General features: G+C 37.2%; 16 protein-coding genes. 1 reads left to right on the top strand and 15 read right to left on the bottom strand.

The genetic code is table 11. The features are described 5' to 3' along the window. Nucleotides 1-6: 6 nt before the first annotated feature. From pyk to KE503_RS04965, 4 genes are all read right to left on the bottom strand, one after another. Nucleotides 7-1,449, bottom strand: a complete 1,443-nt coding sequence (pyk, locus tag KE503_RS04980; RefSeq protein ID WP_212384627.1) for a pyruvate kinase — start codon at nucleotides 1,447-1,449, stop codon at nucleotides 7-9. A gap of 45 nt (nucleotides 1,450-1,494) precedes the next feature. After that, nucleotides 1,495-2,364, bottom strand: a complete 870-nt coding sequence (locus KE503_RS04975) for a rhomboid family intramembrane serine protease (RefSeq protein WP_212384626.1) — start codon at nucleotides 2,362-2,364, stop codon at nucleotides 1,495-1,497. Between the two features lie 28 nt (nucleotides 2,365-2,392). Then, nucleotides 2,393-3,325, bottom strand: a complete 933-nt coding sequence (locus KE503_RS04970) for a magnesium transporter CorA family protein (protein ID WP_022375510.1) — start codon at nucleotides 3,323-3,325, stop codon at nucleotides 2,393-2,395. 133 nt (nucleotides 3,326-3,458) lie between these two features. Continuing rightward, nucleotides 3,459-3,803 carry a LysM peptidoglycan-binding domain-containing protein gene (locus KE503_RS04965; protein ID WP_212384625.1) on the bottom strand — a complete coding sequence of 115 codons (345 nt, stop codon included), beginning with the start codon at nucleotides 3,801-3,803 and terminating at the stop codon, nucleotides 3,459-3,461. Nucleotides 3,804-4,019: 216 nt separating this feature from the next. Here KE503_RS04965 and KE503_RS04960 point away from each other — a divergent pair, with 216 nt between their 5' ends. After that, nucleotides 4,020-8,237 (top strand): 2-hydroxyacyl-CoA dehydratase, encoded by a 4,218-nt coding sequence (locus tag KE503_RS04960; protein WP_212384624.1) that lies wholly within the window; start codon nucleotides 4,020-4,022, stop codon nucleotides 8,235-8,237. Between the two features lie 118 nt (nucleotides 8,238-8,355). On the opposite strand, the gene KE503_RS04955 is transcribed toward KE503_RS04960, so the two are convergent. The 11 genes from KE503_RS04955 to KE503_RS04905 form a co-directional block, all read right to left on the bottom strand. Further along, the gene (locus tag KE503_RS04955; RefSeq protein WP_212384623.1) at nucleotides 8,356-8,763 is read right to left on the bottom strand and encodes a C-GCAxxG-C-C family protein; all 408 of its coding nucleotides are present in this window, start codon (nucleotides 8,761-8,763) and stop codon (nucleotides 8,356-8,358) included. Between the two features lie 18 nt (nucleotides 8,764-8,781). Next, nucleotides 8,782-9,096, bottom strand: a complete 315-nt coding sequence (locus KE503_RS04950; RefSeq protein ID WP_212384622.1) for a hypothetical protein — start codon at nucleotides 9,094-9,096, stop codon at nucleotides 8,782-8,784. A 138-nt stretch (nucleotides 9,097-9,234) separates the two neighbouring features. Next, nucleotides 9,235-9,606, bottom strand: coding sequence for a type II toxin-antitoxin system HicB family antitoxin (locus tag KE503_RS04945; protein WP_212384621.1), 372 nt, complete (start codon nucleotides 9,604-9,606; stop codon nucleotides 9,235-9,237). Then, nucleotides 9,590-9,847, bottom strand: coding sequence for a type II toxin-antitoxin system HicA family toxin (locus tag KE503_RS04940; protein WP_009203026.1), 258 nt, complete (start codon nucleotides 9,845-9,847; stop codon nucleotides 9,590-9,592). The genes KE503_RS04945 and KE503_RS04940 overlap by 17 nt, the downstream gene beginning before the upstream one ends. Nucleotides 9,848-10,040: 193 nt before the next feature. Then, nucleotides 10,041-10,802, bottom strand: a complete 762-nt coding sequence (hisF, locus tag KE503_RS04935) for an imidazole glycerol phosphate synthase subunit HisF (RefSeq protein ID WP_055197245.1) — start codon at nucleotides 10,800-10,802, stop codon at nucleotides 10,041-10,043. A 12-nt stretch (nucleotides 10,803-10,814) separates the two neighbouring features. Then, nucleotides 10,815-11,420 carry an imidazole glycerol phosphate synthase subunit HisH gene (hisH, locus tag KE503_RS04930; RefSeq protein ID WP_055197244.1) on the bottom strand — a complete coding sequence of 202 codons (606 nt, stop codon included), beginning with the start codon at nucleotides 11,418-11,420 and terminating at the stop codon, nucleotides 10,815-10,817. Nucleotides 11,421-11,432: 12 nt separating this feature from the next. Continuing rightward, entirely contained in the window at nucleotides 11,433-12,212 is a 780-nt protein-coding gene (locus KE503_RS04925; RefSeq protein ID WP_055197522.1) for a hypothetical protein, read from the bottom strand. A 131-nt stretch (nucleotides 12,213-12,343) separates the two neighbouring features. Further along, nucleotides 12,344-13,822, bottom strand: a complete 1,479-nt coding sequence (locus KE503_RS04920) for a HAMP domain-containing sensor histidine kinase (RefSeq protein WP_055197242.1) — start codon at nucleotides 13,820-13,822, stop codon at nucleotides 12,344-12,346. Continuing rightward, nucleotides 13,819-14,499 (bottom strand): response regulator transcription factor, encoded by a 681-nt coding sequence (locus KE503_RS04915; RefSeq protein ID WP_022375237.1) that lies wholly within the window; start codon nucleotides 14,497-14,499, stop codon nucleotides 13,819-13,821. Before KE503_RS04915 ends, KE503_RS04920 begins: the two co-directional genes overlap by 4 nt. A 251-nt stretch (nucleotides 14,500-14,750) precedes the next feature. Continuing rightward, a complete protein-coding gene (locus KE503_RS04910; protein ID WP_055197240.1) occupies nucleotides 14,751-15,620 on the bottom strand; it encodes a DUF368 domain-containing protein in 870 nt (289 codons plus the stop codon). A gap of 116 nt (nucleotides 15,621-15,736) precedes the next feature. Continuing rightward, complete coding sequence (locus KE503_RS04905; protein WP_212384620.1) at nucleotides 15,737-19,633, bottom strand: response regulator; 3,897 nt, start codon at nucleotides 19,631-19,633, stop codon at nucleotides 15,737-15,739. Nucleotides 19,634-19,654 lie beyond the last annotated feature (21 nt).

Below are 19,654 nucleotides of genomic sequence, written 5' to 3'. Positions count from 1 at the left end.
TGTCGATTACTCGCCAAATTCACCGATTTTTACTACTTTTAACATATTTGTAACACCTTTTCCACGGTGGTTAGCTGGTCCACCACCTGTTAAGACTAAGATATCATCTTTCTCTGCAAGTCCTGCATCTAATACGATATCTGTTGCTTCATCTAACAGATCTTTTGTTGTCTCAGCTTTGTGAGATTTGAAAGGACGTACTCCCCAGTAGATCTGCATCTGACGTACGATTGCATCATCTGGTGACAGACCGATGATCTGTGCATCTGGTTTGAATTTAGATACGATTCTTGTTGTAAATCCAGACATACTTGATGCTAAGATACATTTTGCATTGACATTATGTGCTGTCTGCACTGCAGAATAAGCGACTGCTGCGGAAATTCCACGATTTACATATTTAGATTTGTAATCTTTTACTTTTGTGCTTAAGTGGATTTCTGTTGAGATTGCAATCTGATTCATCATCTTGACAGCTTCTACAGGATATTTACCTTTAGCTGTTTCTCCAGATAACATGATCGCATCTGTTCCATCATAGATTGCGTTAGCTACGTCTGTAACCTCTGCTCTTGTTGGGCGTGGGTTACGGATCATGGAATCTAACATCTGTGTAGCTGTAACAACTGGTTTGAATGCATTGTTACATTTCTTGATGATCTCTTTCTGTAAGAATGGTACTTCTTCAGCTGGAATTTCTACACCAAGGTCTCCACGAGCTACCATGATACCAGCAGAAGATTCGATGATCGCATCAATGTTTTCAACACCTTCCATGTTTTCGATCTTAGAAATAACACCAACGTGCATGTTGTGTGCTCCGATGATCTCTTTGATCTCTTCTACAGCTTCTGCATTACGGATGAATGATGCTGCGATGAAGTCGATTCCATTCTCAAGACCGAATTCGATATCTGCTTTATCTTTTTCTGTGATAGATGGTAAGTTAACTCTTACGTTAGGTACGTTAACACCCTTACGGCTTCCTAAAAGTCCTCCGTTGATAACGTCACATACGATATCTGTTCCATCTTTGATCTCTTTAACTTTTAACTCAATTAATCCGTCATCGATCAGGATTGTGTTTCCAGCTTCTACATCCTGTGGAAGTTCCGCATATGTAATGCTGGTAATCTCATTATTTCCTTTGATGTCTCTTGTTGTCAGTGTATATTCCTGACCTGTTACTAATTCAACATCATCATCTGTTTCTAATAATCCTGTACGGATCTCTGGTCCTTTTGTATCAAGTAAAATAGCGATTGGTAAATTCAGTTCTTCTCTAAACTTCTTAATTCTCTTGATACGTCCTAACTGTTCTTCATGATCTCCATGAGAGAAGTTTAAACGGGCAATGTCCATTCCTGAACGCATCAGGTCTTTTAATACCTCATCGTCATCTGTTGCAGGTCCCATTGTACAAATGATTTTTGTCTTCTTGGTTAGCATAATTTTTCTCCTTTGGTTTCAAAATATATTTAAATAATAAACAACTCACCTTTTCACATGCTTATGGGTAAATAAATGATCTTGACAATATTCATAATTCCCATCGCATTTTGAACAATAACGAAATTCCAATTCTGGATCGTCAAGTTCTGTTCTGTGGCACACTGCACATTCGTGCATCGCACCATTCTTCTTCTTTGGCGTGATCGTCTTAGCTTTGTACGCTCTTGCCTTCTTCTTATGTATTGTTTTAGCCTTGAAGTTTGCTCCCATTCTTCGTATCTTCTTCATAGAGAAGAAAAATAGTAGAAAATTTAACAAAGCTGCAACTATAGATACTTTAACCGAAATTCCGGCAACTGTAAAGCCTGAACTTAAAAAAATGTAGATTAAATATAATCCGTCTAAGTATCCAAGCCATTTTACCTTGATTGGAAGGATCATGTACAGATACACTTCCATCTCTGGAAACATTGCTGCATATGCTAAAAACAATGTCATATTCAGATAAAATGTGTCCATATTCACAAAAGCACCATAGGATTCTCCATACGCAAACGTAAGAATCGCATAGGTTAAGAACGCTCCAACGATCGTTCCTAAAACTCCGATCAAATAATACATATTAAATCGGAAAGTACCCCATACCTGCTCTAATGAGCTTCCGATAGAGTAATAAAATAATAATACAAATATTACAAAAATCAAATTCGTCTCTGGTCCGATCAGTAAAAATGTTACTAATCTCCAGACTTGTCCGTGAAGGATCAGATACGGATTCAATTCCAGTAAGCTGTATAATTGTGGTGATATATTTGCGATCACAAATCCAACCGCATATAATAAAACTATGATCTTTGGAAGATCTGAAATTGCATATTTGCCAAATTTCTCTTCCAGTTTATTTAGCCACATAAAAAACCTTTCTTATCATCAATCAATATTAAAACATGTTTTTCTTACCCAGGATGTATCCTCCAAAAATTGTGAGAATTAAAGATACGATCACTAGGATCAAAAATCCATATGGTGAATGTGCTAATGGTACTGGAACATTCATTCCCCAAAAACTTGCGATCATCGTTGGAATCGACATAACGATCGTGATGATTGCAAGAACTTTCATTACTATGTTCAGATTATTTGAGATAACTGATGCATATGCATCCATTGTACCACTCAAGATATTACTATAAATATCCGCCATCTCAATAGCCTGTTTATTTTCTATGATAACATCATCCAGTAATTCCTCATCTTCCGGGTACTGTTTGATCTTATCAATCTTTAGCATCTTCTCAAGTACCAGTTCGTTTGATCTTAAGGATGTAGAAAAGTAAACCAAACTCTTCTCTAATTCCAAAAGCTCTATAAGTTCCTGATTCTTCGTTGAGATGTGAAGCTGTTTTTCAACAGAATCACTCTTTTTATCAATGATTCGCAGATATTGAAGATATAATGATGCATTCCTGTAAAGTATCTGTAAGATAAACCTTGTACGCTTAAATGTCCAGAAATTTCTAACTCTTCCATTCTTAAAGTCTGCAAGAACAGAAGTATCTTCAAGACATACTGTAATGATCACTTTCTCAGTCAGAATAATACCACATGGAATCGTTAAGAAATATTCTTTTTCTTTTCGTTCCTCTGTTGTTGGTACGTCTACAATAAACAAGGTATAACCTTCTTCCACCTCGATATGCGAACGTTCTTCTTCGTCCAAAGGGGCTCTAAGATCATCAATATCTATCTTATATTCTGCCGCAATCGTTGCAAGTTCTGCCGCTGTGGGATGAACTAACGATATCCAGGTACCTTCCATAGGTTCACTGATTTCATGAATCTGATGATCCATCGTGCGATAATACTTGATCATTGTCCGCTCCTTTCTATGGAAGTACCTTGTCCATAAGTTTCCCACAAAACAGGACTCTGTATTCTCACAGATCCTGTTTTCTTCTTTGGAATATCTAAAACTCCAAACTTTTACCTATTTCATTATAAAGAACTCATTTTGCTTTGTCAATTAACAGTACTGTACCAACTGGCAATGTCATTTCCCTTATTTTTTTGTTACTTTTTGCTAAATTTTCCACTGTTGTTTTGTGCATATTGGCTATATCAAAGATTGTTTCTCCTTTTTTTACAATATATGGAGTGTATGCATTTTCTGCAACACTTAAAAATCCAGGAACACATAATTCATCACCGATCTGTAAATTATACACATTAACAAAAGGATTTTCTCTCATGATATCTCTTACCTTCACTCCATATGCCTTTGCGATCTGATACAGGCTGTCTTTTTCTTTTACAATATAAACTGTTCCTTTGCATGTATTTGTTTGACTCATTTTTAAGAATTCCTTCGCTTTTTTATAGAATATGCAGCAGCATTTCCTTGTTTCCACTATTTTCCCCCGATTTTTTAGATAATATTCCTATTTGCAATTATTTTGAAAATGATTATAATAGATATAATGTCCATGTATATTGGACAGATATGTTTTTTTAACATTATTTTAACGCTTGAAATTATAGTATTTTATAGAAAGCAGGTATACGAGAAGATGAAACGATTAGGAATTGATATTGGCTCAACGACAGTCAAGGTCGCTGTCATCGACGAACAACATAATATACTTTTCTCTGATTATCAGAGACATTTTGCTAAGATTCAGGAAACACTATCTTCCTTATTAAGAAAAGCAAAAGACCAGATCGGAGAAATGACGTTTGCTCCAACCGTTACCGGTTCCGGAGGACTTTCCATTTCTTCTTACTTAGACATCCCATTCTGTCAGGAAGTTGTCTGTGTATCCAGTGCATTACAGGATTACGCTCCTCAGACAGATGTTGCCATCGAGCTTGGTGGTGAGGATGCAAAGATCATTTATTTCACACATGGAATCGATCAGCGTATGAATGGTGTCTGTGCTGGTGGTACAGGATCATTTATCGACCAGATGGCTTCTTTATTACAGACAGATGCCGGCGGATTAAACGAATATGCAAAAGATTATGACACAATCTATCCGATCGCAGCCCGCTGTGGTGTATTTGCAAAGACTGATATCCAGCCTCTGATCAACGAAGGTGCAACAAAACCAAACCTTGCTGCCTCTATTTTCCAGGCAGTTGTAAACCAGACGATCAGTGGTCTTGCATGTGGTAAACCAATCCGTGGAAACGTTGCTTTCCTTGGAGGTCCTCTTCATTTCCTTACAGAATTAAAAGAGGCATTTATCCGTACATTAAACTTAAAAGATGATGAGATCATTGCTCCAACTCACTCTCATTTATTCGCAGCTGTCGGTGCTGCCTTAAATGCAAAAGAGGAAGTTACAACTGATTTTGAACATTTATTAAAGCAGTTTGAGAAGAAGATTGAGCTTCAGCAGGAAGTTGACCGTTTAGAACCTTTATTTAAGAGCGAACAAGAATATAAGAGTTTCGTAAAAGATCATAACCGCCATGTTGTAAAACGCGGAGATCTTTCTACATATAAAGGAAATTGTTACTTAGGGATCGATGCCGGTTCCACTACAACAAAAGTTGCTTTAGCTGGTGAGGATGGAGAACTTCTTTACAGCTACTACAATAATAACAACGGAAGTCCGCTTCACGCTGTTGTCGAGGCACTTCATGAGATTGATAAACAGATGCCAAAAGAAGCCAAGATCGTATCTTCCTGTTCGACAGGATACGGAGAACATCTGATCAAGGCTGCGTTAAACCTTGATTTTGGTGAAGTTGAAACAATTGCGCATTACTATGCTGCTGCATTCTTTGATCCTGATGTTGACTGTATCCTTGATATCGGTGGCCAGGATATGAAATGTATCCGTATCAAAAACGGTGTCGTTGATGATGTACAGTTAAATGAAGCCTGTTCTTCAGGTTGCGGATCATTTATTGAAACATTCGCAAAATCCTTAAATCATTCCGTACAGGAATTTGCAAAAGTTGCCTTAACAGCACAGAATCCGATTGATCTTGGATCACGTTGTACAGTGTTTATGAACTCTAAGGTAAAACAGGCACAGAAAGAAGGAGCAAGTGTTGGAGATATCTCTGCTGGTCTTGCTTACTCTGTTATCAAGAATGCTTTATACAAAGTTATCAAATTAACAGATCCTTCTGATCTTGGAAAACATATCGTTGTGCAGGGTGGTACATTTTATAATGATGCGGTTCTTCGAAGCTTTGAACGTATCTCTAGATGCCATGCTGTAAGACCTGATATCGCTGGTATCATGGGAGCTTTCGGTTCTGCACTGATCGCCAGAGAACGTTATGAAGCAGATATGGAAACTTCTATGCTTCCTTTAGAAGAGATCTTTGCTATGAGTGTTGATACATCTATGACACGATGCAAAGGCTGCACAAACCACTGTCTGTTAACGATCAACAAATTCTCAAACGGCCGCCGTTATATCACAGGTAACCGTTGTGAACGTGGTGTTGGAAAAGAGCCAAATGCAGAACATATTCCAAACCTTTATGATTACAAACTCCATCGTACTTTTGACTATGAACCTTTATCTGATGAAAAAGCTTCACGTGGTGTCATTGGTATCCCTAGAGTTTTAAATATTTATGAGAACTATCCATTCTGGTATACATTCTTTACAGATCTTGGATTTAAAGTTGTGATATCTCCAGAATCTTCCCGTAAGATTTATGAGTTAGGTATCGAATCTATTCCAAGTGAATCAGAATGTTACCCTGCAAAATTAGCCCATGGTCATGTGATGTGGCTGATCAAACAGGGAATCAAGGATATCTTCTACCCTTGTATTCCTTATGAACGTAACGAGATGGAAGGTACAAATAACCATTACAACTGTCCGATCGTTACTTCTTATGCAGAAAATATCAAAAATAACATGGAAGAACTTGCTACAGAGCATATCAACTTCATGAATCCATTCTTAGCACTGGATAATGAAGAAGCCCTGAAATCCCGTTTATTCGAGGAATTAGAAGCTCAGTATCATTTAACAGTAGATGAAGTCAATCATGCGGTTGATAAGGCGTATGCAGAACTTGCACAGGTTCGTACAGACATTCAGAATAAAGGTGAGGAAGTACTTGCTTACCTTGCTGAAACTGGTAGAACTGGTATCGTTTTATGTGGTCGTCCATATCATATCGACCCTGAGATCAACCATGGTATTCCAGAGCTGATCAACTCTTATGGAATCGCCGTTTTAACTGAAGACTCTATTTCTCATTTATCAAAGGTTGAACGTCCATTAAATGTACAGGATCAGTGGATGTATCATTCCAGATTATATGCTGCAGCAAACTATGCAAAAGCAAATAAACAGTTAGAAGTCATTCAGTTAAACTCTTTCGGTTGTGGACTGGATGCGGTTACAACTGACACAGTAAAAGATATCTTAACAAAATCTGGACGTATCTACACAGTATTAAAGATTGATGAGGTTAATAACCTTGGAGCAGCAAGAATCCGTATCCGCTCACTGATCAGTGCTGTCCGTGTCCGTAAAAAACATAAGATTGAACCAAAACCTGTATCTCCAGCGATCAAACGTGTGGAATTTACAAAAGAGATGCGTAAGAACTATACACTGTTAGTTCCTCAGATGTCTCCGATCCATTTTGAGTTCTTAGAGCCTGCTCTGCAGTCTTGTGGATATAACGTTGAAGTTTTAAATCAGGGTGGTATGGAAGATGTTAACACAGGTCTTAAGTATGTAAATAATGATGCCTGCTATCCATCTCTAATTGTTATCGGACAGTTAATGAACGCATTACTTTCTGGTAAATATGATCCTCATAAGATTGCACTTGTCATCTCCCAGACAGGTGGTGGATGCCGTGCTACAAACTATATCAGTTTTATCCGCCGTGCGCTTGAGAAAGCTGGTTATGGTTATGTTCCTGTTATTGGTTTAAGTGCACAGGGAATTGAGAAAAACAGCGGATTTAGTTTTACACCTGGTTTATTAAATAAAGCAGTTCAGGCGATCGTTTATGGTGATGTCTTTATGAGAACGGTTTATCATACACGTCCTTACGAAGTAAAACCTGGTTCTGTTAATAAATTACACAGACAATGGGCTGCAAAATGTAAACGTGATATTGCCAAAGGTAACTTCTACACATTCCAGAAGAATATCCGTGGAATCATTCGTGACTTTGACCGCATTCCATTAAAAGATATCAAGAAACCTCGTGTCGGAATCGTTGGAGAGATCCTTGTAAAATTCCTTCCAGATGCAAATAACCACTTAGTAGAACTTCTGGAACGTGAGGGTGCGGAAGCTGTTGTACCTGATTTATTAGATTTCTTCATGTACAGCTTCTACAACAGTAACTTCAAATACCGTTACCTTGGTAAATCTAAGAAATCTGCGATCATCAGCAATTCCGCGATCTGGATCGTTGAACGTTATCGTCAGACTCTTCGTAAAGAACTAGCCAAGAGTAACCGTTTTGAACCACCTGCATATATCAAAGATCTTGCAGAATATGCAAAACCATTTGTATCCATCGGTAACCAGACTGGTGAAGGTTGGTTTTTAACTGGTGAGATGGTTGAATTGATTCACAGCGGTGCGCCAAATATCGTATGTACACAGCCATTCGCATGCTTACCGAACCATGTCGTTGGTAAGGGTGTAATTAAAGAAATCCGTCAGGCATTCCCTGATGCGAATATCGTGGCGATTGACTATGATCCAGGTGCCAGTGAAGTTAACCAGATCAACCGTATTAAGCTGATGCTTTCTGCGGCTGAGAAGAATCTGAATAAATAGTTATTTTTCTATTGTTTAGAATCAAATGCTAATAAAAAGAAGCCATGTTCCGGCATAGATAAATCTTGTCTATGCTTGTAACATGGCTTCTTGTTTGTTTCTTTCTATTTCAATTAGATCATTCTGCTAAAATTTCTTCCAGAACGGCTGTTGCATCTTCAATGCAGCCTGGACAGGATCTTAAGACTTTTCCCGTTTCAATCCCTTTTAGGTCCTTACATTTTGTTGCTTGATTCTTCTCCTGAAAGCGTTTTACAAGCTCTCCTGAAAGTTTGTAGGTTGCTGCTTTGGAAACTGGTTTCTCGATGTCTCCACAGCTTTTTATGGCACCGATGACTGCAACGGCTCCGGTGATCGCTCCACATGTTCCTTCCATGCAGCCCATTCCTAGTCCATGACCTTCCATCATCTTGAAAATGATGGATTCGTCGATTCCCATTTCTTCAGCAAATGCACAGGCAACTGCCTGGGCACAATTGTAGCCTTTCTGGTGGTTTTGTGCTACTTTGTCTGTCTTGATACTCATTTGTAATGTCCTCCGATTTTATTCATTATTAATTAGATTGTAGATTTCTTCTGCTGTTTTGTCTGGATGTTGTTTTACTTGATCGTAGATTGGTCTTATCTTGGTTGTTGACTCTTCTAGTTCATCTGTTATTTGTTCTAGATTCTTGTTTTTCTTTACTTTTTTCTGAATCATAGAAATTTGATTTAGTAATTTTCCTGCCCTTACCCCACGATTTTCCGCATTCTGCAGCTGACTCACTCTGTCACTCGCTGCCATCGCTTCTCTCAAATATAGATATCTGTCCCGTTCGTCCTGGCTCATCTTTACCATTTCTTCTTGTATCCTTTCCATATATCTATTACCTGCTGATTCCTGCGCAACCTCTTCCCATGTCGTTGCGGCGATCAGTCTTGCCCAACGGTATAGAGGATGCTTTCTTGCTTTGCCTTTGGCTGTCTTTGTTTTCTTTAATTCTACTTCTTTCCTTAATCATTCATACCATTTTGAATACATCACATCATTTTTCGAAAGTAAATAAACACAGTATTGATTCATACTAATTCCTTCTCTCTGTGAATGTTCTGCTAATGATCTGTGTAGACTTCGTGGTATTCTTAATTTGAATTGTCCAGAATAATTTTCCAAGCTATCTGGTTCATAAATTTCTATTCCCTCTTCCAATGCTGCTCTGATCCACTCTCTTTTTGCATCTTTTGCATTCTGCATTGCACTCTCTATCGTTTCTCCACATGTAATACAACCTGGTAAATCAGGATAAGATATTACAAACCCACCCTCATCTTGATCTTCTATGATTTCCATCTTATATGACATACTCATATACTCATTCAGCGTTTTCATTTTCTCTTTCCTCGCTTTCTACAACCTTTCTTACCATTTCTACATATACTTTTTTAATTGGTTCATGCTTTGGTATTGTAATTGGACTTTTTCCTTGTTTTCTAAATGTATAATGACTACTTCCACTTCTTGGGGCATCCATCCTATACCCATAAGTTTCTAATACCTTTTGTAATTGTGTAAATCGAAGATCCTTCGACAAATTGCAAATACGTGCGATTAGTTTATCCCATTTTGACATTTGTATCTTCCTTTCTTTTATTATATTTGGTGTCGTATTTGGTGTCAATATTTTATTTATGTAAATATTTGTATTTTATGTAATTAAAACACATTCACTTACTCCTGTCAATATTTTACAATAACATTGTATTAAAAAAGAAGACTCCTCAAAAAAAAAGAGTCTTCTTTCCTTATCATCAAATGATATAATTCTATCGTCTGACACTAATCCCTCTCTGATCCAGATATTCCTTGAGATCAGATATCTTCAATTCATTAAAATGGAACAGTGAAGCCGCCAATGCTGCATCTGCTTTTCCTTCTGTCAATGTATCATAAAAATGTTCTTTATTCCCCGCACCACCAGATGCGATCACTGGAATATCAACATTCTCTGCAATGATTCTTGTCAGTTTATTGTCATATCCTGCTTTCGTTCCGTCACAGTCCATGCTTGTTAACAGGATTTCTCCTGCTCCACGGCGGTTTGCTTCCATGGCCCATTCTACAGCATCTAAGCCTACATCGATTCTTCCACCGTTCTTGTAGACATTCCATCCGCTTCCGTCGGCTCTGCGTTTGGCATCAATCGCTACAACAACACACTGGCTTCCGAATTTGTCTGCTGCATCATTGATCAGATTCGGTGTATTGATTGCTGAGGAATTAATCGAAATCTTATCTGCGCCTTCTCGTAAGATTGCTTTAAAGTCATCCACAGTACGGATCCCTCCACCGACGGTAAATGGAATAAATACTTTTTCTGCGACTTTTCTTACCATATCGATCATGATATTTCTTGCATCGGATGATGCTGTGATATCTAAGAATACAAGCTCATCTGCACCTGCTTTGTCATATGCTGCTGCGATCTCTACCGGATCTCCGGCATCAATCAGATTAACGAAATTGACACCTTTCACAACGCGTCCTGCTTTGACATCTAAACATGGGATAATTCTCTTTGTATGCATCGCCAATTCCTCCTATAGTGAAACGAAGTTCTTTAAAATCTGTAGTCCTACGGTGCTGCTCTTTTCCGGATGGAACTGGCAGGCAAAGATGTTGTCTTTCTCTACTGCTGCGTGAATCTTCACACCATATTCGGTTGTTGCTGCTACGATATCTTCATCGTCTGCCTGAAGATAATAGGAATGTACAAAATATACATATGGATTATCTGGAAGTCCTTTGAATAATCTAGAACCTTCTTTAACTTTGATATTATTCCATCCCATATGTGGAATCTTTAAATCTCCACTCTTTGGAATTCTTAAGATCTTTCCTGGTAATAATCCAAGTCCTTTCACCCCTGGTCCTTCATCACTAGATTCAAACATTAACTGTAGCCCAAGACAGATCCCTAAAAATGGAATATTCTTCTCTACGACTTCATGAATCGTATCTTCTAATCCATAATGACGAATCTTCTCCATCGCATCTGCAAATGCTCCAACTCCTGGAAGAATGACTTTGTCGCTGTTTACGATCTCATCGTGATCTCTTGTGATGATTGCTTCTTCTCCGAGGTAATTCAGTGCTTTCTCAACACTTTTGATATTTCCTGCATCATAATCGATAATCGCTATCATAGGCTGTCTCCTCTATTCGTGTGCTATGTTTAAAAAGTCACGGCTGTCCATCTTGATCCCGATTCCTTTTTCTTTGATCTCTTTTCCAATCTGGTAAAGTGAATGATGCACTCTTACAAAAGTTGCTTTCTCATTGTAGAATGCCATCTTCTCGAAAGGCCAGCGGAACAAACTTGGGACTTCAAAACCTTCTCCTAATTCTAATATAAAAAGCTTTTTATTTAAAGTGTTTTGGAGCCATTTCGTATAACTTGCCCATGAATTTAGGTAGGCTCCTTCGATATAGATGGATTTTGTCTCTTCTGTACGGACATTAAAGATTAATTGTTTGCCACACTTTGGACACTCCAGATGTTCTATCTTACCTGTTTTCTCGTAATAATCAATTAGATCTTTAAGTCCTAAGTTGGCTGGATAGAGCTGTTCATCACATGGTCCGCTGCACTGGAAGAAATCACCGTTGCCACATGGTGCAGTAACATGATCTTTCTTTAAATGAGTATGATATAATAATCCATCATCATTGCTTGTCACTACAAAATATTCTTTTCCTTCTAAAACTTCTTCTAATTCTTTGAACAGATCTGTCTCTTTCATAGATAATAAATATTCTCTTTCGTAGACTGTTCTCATCCATTTGGAATCTTCATCATCTTTGCCGATCAGATTCTGATAATGTTCATTTGTGATTGCTTTCTTAAAATCGATCAGACGGTCTGCACGTAATTCTCGTCCGATTCCAACTAATACAAGGTCTGCATCTTGAATCTGGTCTTTGTAATCTTTTAACATATTTCTTTCATCCTTTTTATCCTTATTTGCCAAAGGAAACCAGCTTACACTGATTTCCCCTGCTTTTACTCTTTCTATATCATACCACAAGAATCGTTTCCTTGTCTGTATTATTTTTACATTGAATCATACTATTCGGATTCAGAATCTGCGGATTCTACTTCAAAGTAAAATTCTACTCCACCTTCTACATTCGTAACTCCGTAATCTTTGCCATGGGCTTTCATCGTAGCTTCAACGATAGACAATCCAATTCCGCTTCCACCGTATTCTCTTGTTCTTGCCTTATCGACTTTATAAAATTTTACCCAAAGCTTATTGATATCTTCCTGTGGAATATGATCTCCTGTATTGAATACTTTGACTCTTAAGTCCTTTCCATGCTGACAATAGCTTACTTTGATGATTCCTCCATCTGTAACATGATTTCTTGCATTGCTCAAGTAGTTATTCACAACCTCTTCGATCATAAATTCATCTGCCCACACATGTGTCTCTGGTTCATCAAAAATAATCTGAACTCCTTGTTTCTCCACAAGGATCTTACTTGCTTCCACCATATTTTGAATCATTTCCGTAATATCAAATCGTTCCATGTTAACCTGATTATTTCCAAACTCAATCTGATTGAGTGTCAGCAGTTTCTGAACCATCCTGTTCATCTTCTTTGCTTCATCTGCGATAACGTCACAGTAGAATTCCTTGCTTTCTTCGTCATCTAAGATATTGTCTTTCAGCCCTTCTGAATATCCTTGGATCAATGCGATCGGCGTCTTTAATTCATGTGATACATGGGATAAGAATTCCTTTCGCATCTCATCAATCTGAACTTTCTGCTCAATATCCTTTTGAAGCTCATTGTTTGCCGTTTTTAGTTCTGAAATAGTTAATTCCAATTTAGACGATAGCTCATTGATACTGTTCCCAAGCCTTCCAAGTTCGTCATCTGATCCTGTTGGTACTTTTACATCAAAATCAAGATGCGACATCTGATTCGCTGCTTTTGCCATATCTTCGATTGGCTTTGTAAACTGGCGGCTGTATAAATACATTGCCACTGCACCACAAACGATCAAGACCAATCCAACATACATCGTAAACTGTCCTGATAATCTTGCACTTGTCTGAATACTTTCCATCGGTGTGCTAATGATCACCGTATAATCATCCTCCAGATATCCGATCAGATTAATACTTGTTCCAATACTCTTATTGGAATTGGTCATAACTGCATATCCCTGTTTGCTGATCTCATTACTGATTCTGTCCAGATTATTATTTAGAATATTCCAAAGGTTTTTATACATAAAACTCTTTTCGCCTTCTGAGCTATATACATTCTGTCCTGTCGAATCATTGATCATAATTCTATAATTATACTTTTTGGCAATCTCATCAACATCATTCTTACGAACTGTATCCTTCTTAAACACTTTCTGTATCTCACAGTATGATTCCTTAATTGCCTTTTTCTCTTTTTCTGTATAGTATGTTTTAAGCATCGTAAGATTTACTAATACAGACAATAAGATCACCGATGTCATGATAATGATCAGCATCAAAGTCATCTTTACTCGGACTGAACGGTTTTTTAATACTCTCTTTTTCAATTCTCTTCAACCTCAAATTTATATCCCATGCCCCAGATCGTATGAATGTAAGAACCTTTCTCGCCAAGTTTGCTTCTTAATTTCTTCACATGCGTATCAATTGTTCTGGCATCTCCAAAATAGTCATAATTCCACACCTGATTTAAGATACTCTCTCTTGTAAGTGCTCTTCCCTGATTGGACATAAAGTATTGTAACAATTCAAATTCTTTATAACTTAAATTGATTCCTTTCCCATCTATCGATACATGGTGTCCTCCAACATCCATCACGATTCCGCCTGCTTCTAACTGTTCACCTTCTGTCTGAACCGTTCTTCTTAAAAGAGCTTCCACTCTGGCTACTAAAATCTTTGGGCTGAATGGCTTGGAAATGTATTCATCCACCCCAAGTTCAAATCCAAGAAGCTCGTCCTGTTCCTGATCCTTGGCTGTCAGCATGATAATCGGAACTTTCGATACCTTACGGATCTCTTTGACAACTTCCCATCCGTCCATCTTCGGCATCATAACGTCTAAGACTAAAAGATTGATTCCTTTTGTAGAATAAAAGGTATCAACCGCTTCTTCACCATCCTGTGCTTCTAGTACCTGATAGCCTGCTCTTGTGAGAAAGTCTTTCACTAGCTTTCGCATTCTGCTTTCATCATCCACAACTAATATCTTTAATTCACTCACCTTATATCTTCCTCCTGATTTTATTTTTATACGATCATTTATAATACTGTACTTCCTATCGAGTAAAAAACAGCTTTTCTCATTTTGTTGATTTTATTCTATCATAGGATTATGTCAAAACTGTGAATGTTTGTTATGAATTTACAATCGTAATTTTACGACATACATAACATATGCAAAAAAGGAGCTTTACAGATAAAATTCTGCAAAACTCCTTTATTATACTCTCGTATTTTATTAAATTCATTGGATTATTCAGAAATTGCTTTGATCTTCTCAAGTCCAAAAACGATTGCAATACCGATAATAAAGAATACCGGATGGAACGTATGAAGTGTCATTGCTGCCTTCGTATTCTCCAGTGTTGTTGGTCCCATAACGATTGCATATAAAGACCCGATCATCATTCCAATGACAAAATAAATCATTGCTGAACGATGATTTTCCAAAGCTCTCTTGATCAATTTAATGACAAGTGCGATCCCTGTTAAGACTCCAAGTCCGAAGATCACAACAACTGGAAAGTAAGACAGATTTAGATGCATTACTTCTTTAACAGCAGTGATCACTGGAATGTATAATCCAAAGATCAAAAGCATAGTTGATCCTGAAATCCCAGGAAGCACCATTGCTGAAATTGCTACCATTGCTACCGCAAAGATGTAAATACCAAGTGTAACATTTAAATGTTCTACACTGACACTGATACCTTTTCCAGATACCGGATTAAAATATGTGATCGCTGCAACTAATACAACTCCGATCACTACAAAAATGATATTCTGATATTTCCCTTTTAAGGAATCCCTCTCTTCTTTACAGATCATTGGAATCGCAAAGATGATAAGTCCTAAGAATAAGGAACTGATCTCATAGATCTTATCATCAAAAATACTAGCCAGAACAGAAACCGCTGCCCCCATTCCGATTACCCATCCAATTCCAATTCTTATTAAAAACTTGATTGCTTCGATTCTTTCTTCTTTTGTTCCTGACATCAAATGATCGAGTGATGTGATAAACTTGTCATAAAATCCAAGTAAGAACGCAACCGTTCCACCAGATACACCCGGAACGCTGTCAGCTAATGCCATACAAAATCCTCTGATAAAATTTAGCATACTACCTCTTTCTCCTGTTATTTGTTAATATACAACTCATAGTATTGTAACATACCTTTTTTTTAGAAGAAAGTATGAAATAAAATACGCATATACTCATCTGATATCTATAAAGACTAAGAAGATATTAACAATAAAACCTCTTCCAACTTAGCAAGATCGATCGGTTTAGATAAATGTCCATTCATCCCACTTGCAAGAGACTTTTTCACATCTTCATCAAATGCATTCGCACTCATTGCTATGATTGGAATCTCCTGACAATCTCTTCTTGAAAGTCTTCGAATCTCTTTGGTTGCCTCAAGCCCATCCATCACTGGCATCATGATATCCATAAAAATAAGATCATAATATCCTGGAGCACTTGCTTTGATCTTATCCAATGCTTCTTGTCCATTATAAACAGATTCCACGATCACTTTATAGTCCTTTAGTATCGTTGTAATGATTTCCATATTCAGCTCATTATCTTCTGCGATCAAAATTCTCTTTCCTTCCACATTTAATGGATGATCCTCTGCTTTCTTTACCTCTTCCTGATCTTGTGCAAGTTCCAGTGTCACATGAAATCCAAAGATACTTCCTTTTCCTAACTCACTTTGAAGTTCAATCTCTGAATCCATCATATGAACTAAACGATTACTGATTGCAAGTCCCAGTCCTGTTCCTTGTCTTCTTGCGAGATCAGAATTATCGGCCTGCTCAAAACGTTTGAAAATGATCTCCTGCTTATCTTTTGCAATTCCACATCCATTATCCTGCACCGCAAAATAAACATCAGAATGTTTCTCATCCATAGCTGTTTCTTTCACGATCAGTGAGATATATCCAGCTTCATCACAATATTTGACCGAATTACTTAAGAGATTCACAAGAATCTGATTAAGTCTTAGTTCATCGCATATGAATGTATGGTGAATCAGTTCAATCTGTTTTACAAAATGTAGCTTCTTTTGCTTTATCTTTGATTCCATCACAACGCTTAGATCTTCGATCACTTGATTCAATGAATATTTCTTTTTTACAAGCTGCATCTTCCCACTTTCAATCTTGCTCATATCAAGAATATCATTCAAAATGCCAAGCAGATATGTAGAAGAACTCTGAATCTTTCTTAAACAATCCATTCTTCTTGCTTCCCCTTGATCTTCTCTTAAAGCAATCTCCGTCATACCGATAATACCATTCATTGGTGTCCTGATTTCATGTGACATTCGTGCAAGGAAATCAGATTTTGCCTGAGCCAGGAGATTGTGACGTTGCAGGTTCATTCGGTTTTGGATGATCGCACTAATCTCTTCTAACTGTTTCTGCTCTTTCTCCTCATAAATATATTGACGCTCTACTCCAATAAATAATACACTTCCAGAATATTCTCCATCATCAAGCATATGGAAGATCATACCATCTTGTTCTTTGACAAAGTCTTTCAGTAATGGTTCCTGACGCAGCTTTTGTGTGATTGGAAGAATCTTTTGCTTAATGTTATTTTTTATGAAATCTGCATATTGTGTTGCATTACAATGTACGATTCCGCTCCATTTTTGTGTATCTTCCTGTTTCCACTGATAGGAATAGCTATTTACCAGATATTCTTTGCTAAAGTTTATGATCTCAAGATTTTTAAGATGACAAACTTCCTGAAGTTTCAGAGCAAGTACATCCATTGCAACCTTCATATCACTACTACGGTCAAATAAATTTAATGCCAATGATGACAGACTCATTTCTTTTAGCTTTTCAAAAATTGGGCGTTCTTCAATCTTCATATCTTTAGGAATGATCTGTTCTTCTTTGGATAATTCTTCATAACAAAGTTCTTTCATCTGCTTGCTTTTTGCTAGCTGTAAAGCTTTTTCTGTCTGTTTTAGCATTTCCCATATATCATCATCCTTTGATATCATAGATATTCCTGCCTTAAAGCTTAATTCCTGATAATCTTTATGAATCATATTTTCAAAATCTTCTCTGATCAGATCAAGAAGTTGTTTCATATCATCTACACTTTTGTGTGGAATCCATATTACAATCTTTCCTGCATTTCCACGAATAAAAATAGCATCGTTGATCTTCTGCTCTATACATTCTCTACGAATGATCTTTGCTAAATGTTCCAGTATCAGGTCTCCAAATACCAGACCATATTTTTGGTTTAATTTTGTAAACTGATCAATCTCAAGTTCTGTGAATACTGACTTATGAACCTGTTTCATTCGTAACATGATTTCATTAATTCCATGTTCCAAACGGTAAAATTTCGTTGTAGAATCAAGAATCTGTTTATTTTTCTGTGCTTCTTCTAACATCTTGTGCTGCTGAATGTCATGTACACAGGCAACCACACGATCATATTCTCCATTCTCATCCTTCATCACACTTCCCGTCAGATTTACCCATTTATAGTCTTTATGAACATTCCCTCTTAAACGGCATTCAATATTCAATTTCTTCTCGTCTGTCTTAAAAATGTCAAATACTTTCTTGCGGTCTTCCGGATGGATACACTCGTTTCTTAAATATTCTGGATGGTCTTTGCATTTCCAGACTCCATCAAATCCTTTGCTGTTTACAATTTCAAGGATCTTATCCTTCTTACGATAAGTAAAGAACAAATCATTGGATGTCTCTACTGCAATCTTATAACGTTCTTTTTCTTCCAACAGCCTATCTTCTGCTTCTTGCTGTGCATCTGTCAATGTTTCGATCACTTCATGAAGTTCATTGATTTCTTTGATCGATGATGATCCATACTGATGAATTTTCTTAACCCCGCCTCTTACACTTTCAGCAAGCGTATATACTGGTTTTGTCACATAACGTATCAAAATATATAAAAGGATAACTGCACATAATGTACTTCCTATGATTGTTGCAATGATCCACATATATACCTGATTTCCAAGTCCATAGATAGAATCCTCTGTAACAAATCCACACAATGTCCACTTCGTATCCTCATATGGTACATTATTACTATATAATTTTAGAGGTTTTGTGATCGCATAGATTCTTTGCGTTCCAACAAAAGCATCCTTCACTTTATATAATTCTTTTCCTGTTTGTTGTTGTAATTTTAAAGTCTTTCCAACTCTTGCTGCTGCATCATAAAGTGTTCCTTTTCCACTGATGATCTCATAAGTTTTATCAGAATCCTCCGACTGATCGATCGTCAATGCATATCCTGCATTTCTTGAAGTATCAAGATCATGTACAGAATAGTAACTGTTTAAAAAATCCAAGGAAATCTCCACTCCCAAAACTCCATAGATTTCTCCATCATACTTCAAAGGTACAGAATAAGTGATCATCTTATGATCATCCAAATAACTGTCTTCCAAAATAAATGGCTTAGCCCAATATCCAAGATCGACCATCTTACTATCTTTATATTTCTGTGCCGCTATGTATGGCTGATAATAAAAATCATCGGCACTTCGCTGTCCATTTCCACAAAAATGGAAATTGGTTACCCACGGACTATCTAAGGAAATCTTCTCATTATGAGACAGCTTCTTACTGCCACGTTCCATTAGTAAATCTGTATTCGAAACTGTCTTAGACTGTGGATTAGAATCTCTTACAAAAACTCCTTGATAATCTGCTTCTTTTGAAATATCCTGGTCATTCGCCAGTACTAGGAAAACACCAGATGTTGTATTATACTGTAGTGTACTCAAAAGCTGTGGGAATACCTTTTCCAGATACTGCCCCTGTAATTCTTTTGATTTCAAAAACTGCTTTATCGTTTTATGATCACTTTTTAATAAATTCTCGAGATTCAGTGAAAGCCCATCACTCTCTTTGTAGATCGTACGCCATTTCTCATTCATATCATTTTGCAGGATCAACTGGTTTTTCTCTACCATATGCGTATCCATCTGTATCGTATTATCTTCCAGACTCTTCTTGATCCCGCTCAGTACAAGTGTCAAAAACGGTATACTCCCCTGGATCAATATGATTACAAGCATCGGTATTAACATGATCTGCAATAATGATCTCTTCTTTTTCACGCTCTGTCTCCCCTGTTACTA

Origin of the sequence: Anaerostipes sp. Marseille-Q3525, from assembly GCF_018223505.1 — a bacterium.
GTDB classification, from domain to species: domain Bacteria; phylum Bacillota; class Clostridia; order Lachnospirales; family Lachnospiraceae; genus Anaerostipes; species Anaerostipes amylophilus.
The sequence above is the reverse complement of the archived record's forward strand: the minus strand, read 5'-3'. Positions and strand labels throughout refer to the sequence as shown.

What these genes read in the sequence shown, in the direction of transcription:
- KE503_RS04925 (WP_055197522.1), bottom strand. Translation starts at nt 12,212, where the DNA reads ATGTTAAAAGATTACAAAGACCAGATTCAAGATGCAGACCTTGTATTA.
- KE503_RS04960 (WP_212384624.1), top strand. Translation starts at nt 4,020, where the DNA reads ATGAAACGATTAGGAATTGATATTGGCTCAACGACAGTCAAGGTCGCT.
- KE503_RS04975 (WP_212384626.1), bottom strand. Translation starts at nt 2,364, where the DNA reads ATGTGGCTAAATAAACTGGAAGAGAAATTTGGCAAATATGCAATTTCA.
- KE503_RS04945 (WP_212384621.1), bottom strand. Translation starts at nt 9,606, where the DNA reads ATGAAAACGCTGAATGAGTATATGAGTATGTCATATAAGATGGAAATC.
- pyk (WP_212384627.1), bottom strand. Translation starts at nt 1,449, where the DNA reads ATGCTAACCAAGAAGACAAAAATCATTTGTACAATGGGACCTGCAACA.
- hisH (WP_055197244.1), bottom strand. Translation starts at nt 11,420, where the DNA reads ATGATAGCGATTATCGATTATGATGCAGGAAATATCAAAAGTGTTGAG.
- hisF (WP_055197245.1), bottom strand. Translation starts at nt 10,802, where the DNA reads ATGCATACAAAGAGAATTATCCCATGTTTAGATGTCAAAGCAGGACGC.
- KE503_RS04910 (WP_055197240.1), bottom strand. Translation starts at nt 15,620, where the DNA reads ATGCTAAATTTTATCAGAGGATTTTGTATGGCATTAGCTGACAGCGTT.
- KE503_RS04970 (WP_022375510.1), bottom strand. Translation starts at nt 3,325, where the DNA reads ATGATCAAGTATTATCGCACGATGGATCATCAGATTCATGAAATCAGT.
- KE503_RS04955 (WP_212384623.1), bottom strand. Translation starts at nt 8,763, where the DNA reads ATGAGTATCAAGACAGACAAAGTAGCACAAAACCACCAGAAAGGCTAC.
- KE503_RS04965 (WP_212384625.1), bottom strand. Translation starts at nt 3,803, where the DNA reads ATGAGTCAAACAAATACATGCAAAGGAACAGTTTATATTGTAAAAGAA.
- KE503_RS04950 (WP_212384622.1), bottom strand. Translation starts at nt 9,096, where the DNA reads ATGGAAAGGATACAAGAAGAAATGGTAAAGATGAGCCAGGACGAACGG.
- KE503_RS04940 (WP_009203026.1), bottom strand. Translation starts at nt 9,847, where the DNA reads ATGTCAAAATGGGATAAACTAATCGCACGTATTTGCAATTTGTCGAAG.